Here is a 4,256-nt window from a genome sequence, read left to right as displayed (position 1 = left end):
GCTGCCACCGCCGCTACCGGCGCTTCCGCAGCCAAGTAAATTGCTGCAGGCTCTGGGCTGACCCCAAGGTCGGCCTGTGCCATGGCCCCGCACCGCAAGGTCCGGGGCTTTTTTTATGCCCTTCGCCAGGGTGAGACATTTATGGACGCCCGGTCCGGGCCATCAAGGGTTGACGTCGAGCCAATCAGTGCCTTCGGTGGGGCTGGCGACCTGGATCTCCTCGTCCGCCCAACCCAGCGCGGCGGCGAGCGATTGGCGGGCGAGTGCGGGGAGGTTGTTTTGCGCACTCAGGTGCGCTGCCACTACGCACCGCAGGCTGTCGTGCTGCACCGCACGCAGAATCTCCGCCGTCGCCGGGTTGGCCAGGTGGCCGTACAGCCCGCCTACGCGGCGTTTCAGGAAGGGCGGGTAGCGGGACGCGGCCAGCATGTCGGGGTCGTGATTGGCCTCGATCAACAGGGCGTGGCATCCCTGTAGCTGCTGCAGCACATGGGGACTGGCGTGGCCCAGGTCGGTCAGCACGCCCAGGTGTGCGGCGCCGTCGGAGCACCGCAGCTGCAGCGGCTCCCGGGCATCGTGGGGCACGGTGAAGGGGCGGGCTTCGAACGCGCCCATGTCAATCGCTTCCATGTCGTGCGCCACCCGCAGCAAGCCGTCCAAGTCTGGCGCACCGAGGGCCGCGTACGTGCCCTCGCTCATCCACACGGGAATGCGAAAACGCAGCGCCACGGTCTGGGCACAGCCGATGTGGTCCGAGTGTTCGTGGGTGATGAAGAGGGCGTCCAGGTCTTCCACCTGCAACTGCGCTTGCGCCAGACGGGCTTGCAGCTGCCGGATGCCGAGCCCGCAGTCGATCAGGAGGCGGCGAACCTGGCTGCCACTGCGGCCTTCGACGACCGTGGCATTGCCAGTGCTGCCGCTGCCCAGGTTCTTGAATCGAAGCATGGCGGAGCGAAAGGGTGGGTTTGTGGCGGCCCAAAAAACCAGAGCCACCGTCCACCAGAAGGCGGAGGGGGCTCCAGAGGTGTGGGTGGCGGCCTGCGGCCGGCTCTTATTTCAGATCGTCAGCAATCACGCGCACGATGCGCTCGGCATTGGCCGAGGACTCGGGGGCACCAGCCTCATTGAGCACCGACACGGTGGTCGACTCACCCTGGCTGCGCACCACGATGCGGTACTTGAGCGGAGGTGTTGCGGAGGTGGAGCTGAACAGCTTGCTGAAGAAGCCAGGCTCTTTCTTCACGGTGTCCGGAGCCACGTAGCGCACGAAGTACGTGCCCTCATTGCGGTTGCGGTCTTCCACGGTGAAGCCAGTGCGGTCCAGGGCCAGGCCCACCCGGCGCCAGGACCGGTCAAAGCCCTCGTCCAGCTGGACCACCGGCACATTGTTGACCGTGGCCATGCGGGCGGCCTGGGCACGCGCCGCGGGTGCTGCGGCCACTGCCTTGGATTGCTCCTGACTGACGCCCAGCTTGACCATCAGGCGGCGCAGGAATTCGGTTTCGAGTTCCGGGTCGGATGGACGGGGCTGCCAGACGGTGCTGTCCTTGGTGACGTTGCCATAGACCTCGACCATCCCGCGGTGGGTGATGTAGATCTCGGTACTGCCATTGGCATTGCGTTCCAGCCGGGTGCGGAACTTGTCCCGTTCGCCGGTCGAGTACAGGGACTCCATCAGCTTGCCGATGGTGGATCGGATGAAATCCTGGGGCAGTTTGGCGCGGTTCTCTGCCCAGTCGGTTTCCATGATGCCGACATTGGCCTCGGACTGGGCCAGCGTGAAGCCGCTTTCCTGCCAGAAGTCGCGCACGGGCTCCCACAGCTTGTCGGCGGGGCGGTTGACCACCAGCCAGCGCTGGCTGCCGTCTCGTTCGATCCGCACGTCGCCCAGCGACAGGGCCGCCGCGTTGGCGTTGCCCGACGGCTGTGCGGCCTGGCCTGCCTGCATGGCAGCGGCAGACACCGAGCCACCTGGCATGGCGTAGCGCGAGTCGCGTGACAGCTGGGTGAGGTCCGGGGGGACTTCCAGTGACGAGCCCTTGGCGGCGCTCTTGTAGTCGATCTTGTCGCCCTCCAGAATGCTGGTGGAGCAGGCGGACAGGGCCATGACAAGAGCCAGCAGGCTCAGGCGGGTGGTAGCAGCTTTCACGCGGAAATCCTTGGGAAGTGTCTCTGAGAGCGGGCGCAAAGCCCGGATTAGATCAGGCCGCTGGTGCGCAGTGCCGACTCGACCACAGCCTCGTTGCTGCTGGCCAGGGGCGTCATGGGCAGGCGCATGGTGCCACCACACAGGCCCATGCGGGACATGGCCCACTTGACCGGGATAGGGTTGGCTTCGACAAACAGGTGCTTGTGCACCGGCATCAGCTGAAACTGGATCTGCATGGCGCGTTGCACGTTGCCGGCCAGTGCCGCCACGCACAGCTCGTGCATCAGGCGCGGGGCCACGTTGGCCGTCACGCTGATGTTGCCGTGGCCGCCGCACAGCATCAGGGCGACGGCGGTCGGGTCGTCGCCCGAGTACACGCCAAAGCCCTTGGGCACGTCACGGATGAGCCACTGGGCACGCTCGATGTTGCCGGTGGCTTCCTTGATGCCGATCACGCCGGGCACCTGGGCCAGGCGCAGGACGGTGTCGTGCTGCATATCGGCCACCGAGCGGCCGGGCACGTTGTATAGCACGATGGGCAGGTCGCCCGTGGCTTCTGCAATCGCCTTGAAGTGCTGGTACTGGCCCTCTTGGGTGGGCTTGTTGTAGTAGGGAACGACCTGCAGCTGGCTATCGGCACCCACGCCGCGCGCGAACTTGGCCAGCTCAATGGCCTCGGCGGTGGAGTTGGCGCCGCAGCCTGCCATGATGGGCACGCGCTTGGCGGACTGTTCCACGGCCACGCGGATGATTTCGCAGTGTTCTTCCACGTTCACCGTGGGGGACTCGCCCGTGGTGCCCACCACGCCGATGCAATCGGTGCCTTCGGCGATGTGCCAGTCGATCAGTTTGCGCAAGGTGGGGTAGTCCACGCTACCGTCCTCGTGCATGGGAGTGACGAGGGCGACGATGCTGCCGGTGAGTGGCACGGAAGAAGAAGTCATGTCCGCAGTGGTAAACGGTAAAAGGGCATTCTAACTAGCCCCGGTAGACAAAAGATGTCGTGAGGGTCCACCCGCCTGCGGGAGTTCCCGTACGGCCGTGATGCGTTGCACGAAACGCGCTGGTTCGTCGATGAAGCCGTCCTCATAAGCCACCACGCGCAGGTCCTGGCATGCCTGCAGCAGTTCGCCGTGCGCGAGCAGGAACTCCGCCCGCGCCGGGCGCCCTACTGTTTCGTTGCCCTGGGCAAAGGTTTCGTAGACCAGCACCCCGCCCGGCGCCACGCTGGCCACGATGGTGGACAACAAGGGGCGCCACAGGTAGTTGGTGACGATCACGCCACCAAACTGGCGGCCTGCAAAAGGCCAGGGGCCGTTTTCGATGTCAGCCTGCACCAGCTCGCCCAGCCCTTCGCAGGCGGCCAGCGCCTCGGCGGACCGGTCCACGCCGACCACGGTGTGCCCCAGTTCCCGCAGATAGCGCAGGTGGCGCCCTGCGCCGCAGGCGACGTCCAGCACGGTGCTGTGGGGGGCGATCAGGTGGCTCCAGCGCCGCACCCAATCCAAAGGGGCTTCTGTACCGTGCATACCGTGCATGAACTATAAAAATGATAGCTGCCTGCGCATTATCCACTAGCGCTTGCGGCCAAAAACGCTTGAAAATCCCGCCAAGGGTGTCAAAAACACGCCCACATCTGGTCGGCCAGCAGCACCATGAATTCGGGCACGGTGTACAAGCCAAACACCACCAGGCACAGCAGCACGGCCACGGCACCGCCCAGCCAGCGCAGGGCGCGCGGCGCGGGTTTGCGGGGCGGGGTGGTGTCGCTCATGCAGGGGGTCAAACAGGTCAGGCGGGTTGTGGGGTGTGGCGCGCGATCGGGCTTTCCTTGACCGGCAGGTTCACCAGCCCGGCAAAAATGCCCAGGCCGATCGCGATGTACCACACGATATCGTAGCTGCCGGTGGCGTCATACAGATAGCCGCCCAGCCAGACGCCCAGGAAGCTGCCGATCTGGTGGCTGAAGAACACAAAGCCGCCCAGCATCGACAAATGCTGCACGCCGAAGATCTGCGCGATGGTGGCATTGGTGGGGGGCACGGTGGATAGCCACAGCGCGCCCATCACTGCCGAGAACACGTACACCGACAGCGGCGACAGCGGC

The 4,256-nt window shown here is 65.5% G+C and carries 6 protein-coding genes; all 6 read right to left on the bottom strand.

Annotation, left to right across the window (positions count from 1 at the left end; translation table 11 throughout):
- Positions 1–162 precede the first annotated feature (162 nt).
- Positions 163–945 carry an MBL fold metallo-hydrolase gene (locus tag DBR23_RS11875; protein ID WP_099732049.1) on the bottom strand — a complete coding sequence of 261 codons (783 nt, stop codon included), beginning with the start codon at positions 943–945 and terminating at the stop codon, positions 163–165.
- A gap of 106 nt (positions 946–1,051) precedes the next feature.
- Positions 1,052–2,149, bottom strand: coding sequence for an outer membrane protein assembly factor BamC (gene bamC / locus DBR23_RS11870; RefSeq protein ID WP_108498376.1), 1,098 nt, complete (start codon positions 2,147–2,149; stop codon positions 1,052–1,054).
- Positions 2,150–2,196: 47 nt separating this feature from the next.
- On the bottom strand, positions 2,197–3,093 hold the full coding sequence (gene dapA / locus DBR23_RS11865; protein WP_056061726.1) for a 4-hydroxy-tetrahydrodipicolinate synthase: 897 nt from the start codon (positions 3,091–3,093) through the stop codon (positions 2,197–2,199).
- 30 nt (positions 3,094–3,123) lie between these two features.
- Complete coding sequence (locus tag DBR23_RS11860) at positions 3,124–3,678, bottom strand: bifunctional 2-polyprenyl-6-hydroxyphenol methylase/3-demethylubiquinol 3-O-methyltransferase UbiG (protein WP_108498375.1); 555 nt, start codon at positions 3,676–3,678, stop codon at positions 3,124–3,126.
- An 89-nt stretch (positions 3,679–3,767) separates the two neighbouring features.
- On the bottom strand, positions 3,768–3,923 hold the full coding sequence (locus tag DBR23_RS29945) for a hypothetical protein (protein ID WP_165836555.1): 156 nt from the start codon (positions 3,921–3,923) through the stop codon (positions 3,768–3,770).
- 17 nt (positions 3,924–3,940) lie between these two features.
- Positions 3,941–4,256 (bottom strand): MFS transporter (locus DBR23_RS30570; RefSeq protein WP_233250410.1); only part of this gene is annotated, 316 nt, incomplete at its 5' end.

Origin of the sequence: Acidovorax sp. HMWF018 (genome assembly GCF_003061035.1) — a bacterium.
Classification (GTDB): Bacteria; Pseudomonadota; Gammaproteobacteria; order Burkholderiales; family Burkholderiaceae_C; genus Acidovorax; species Acidovorax delafieldii.
The sequence above is the reverse complement of the archived record's forward strand: the minus strand, read 5'-3'. Positions and strand labels throughout refer to the sequence as shown.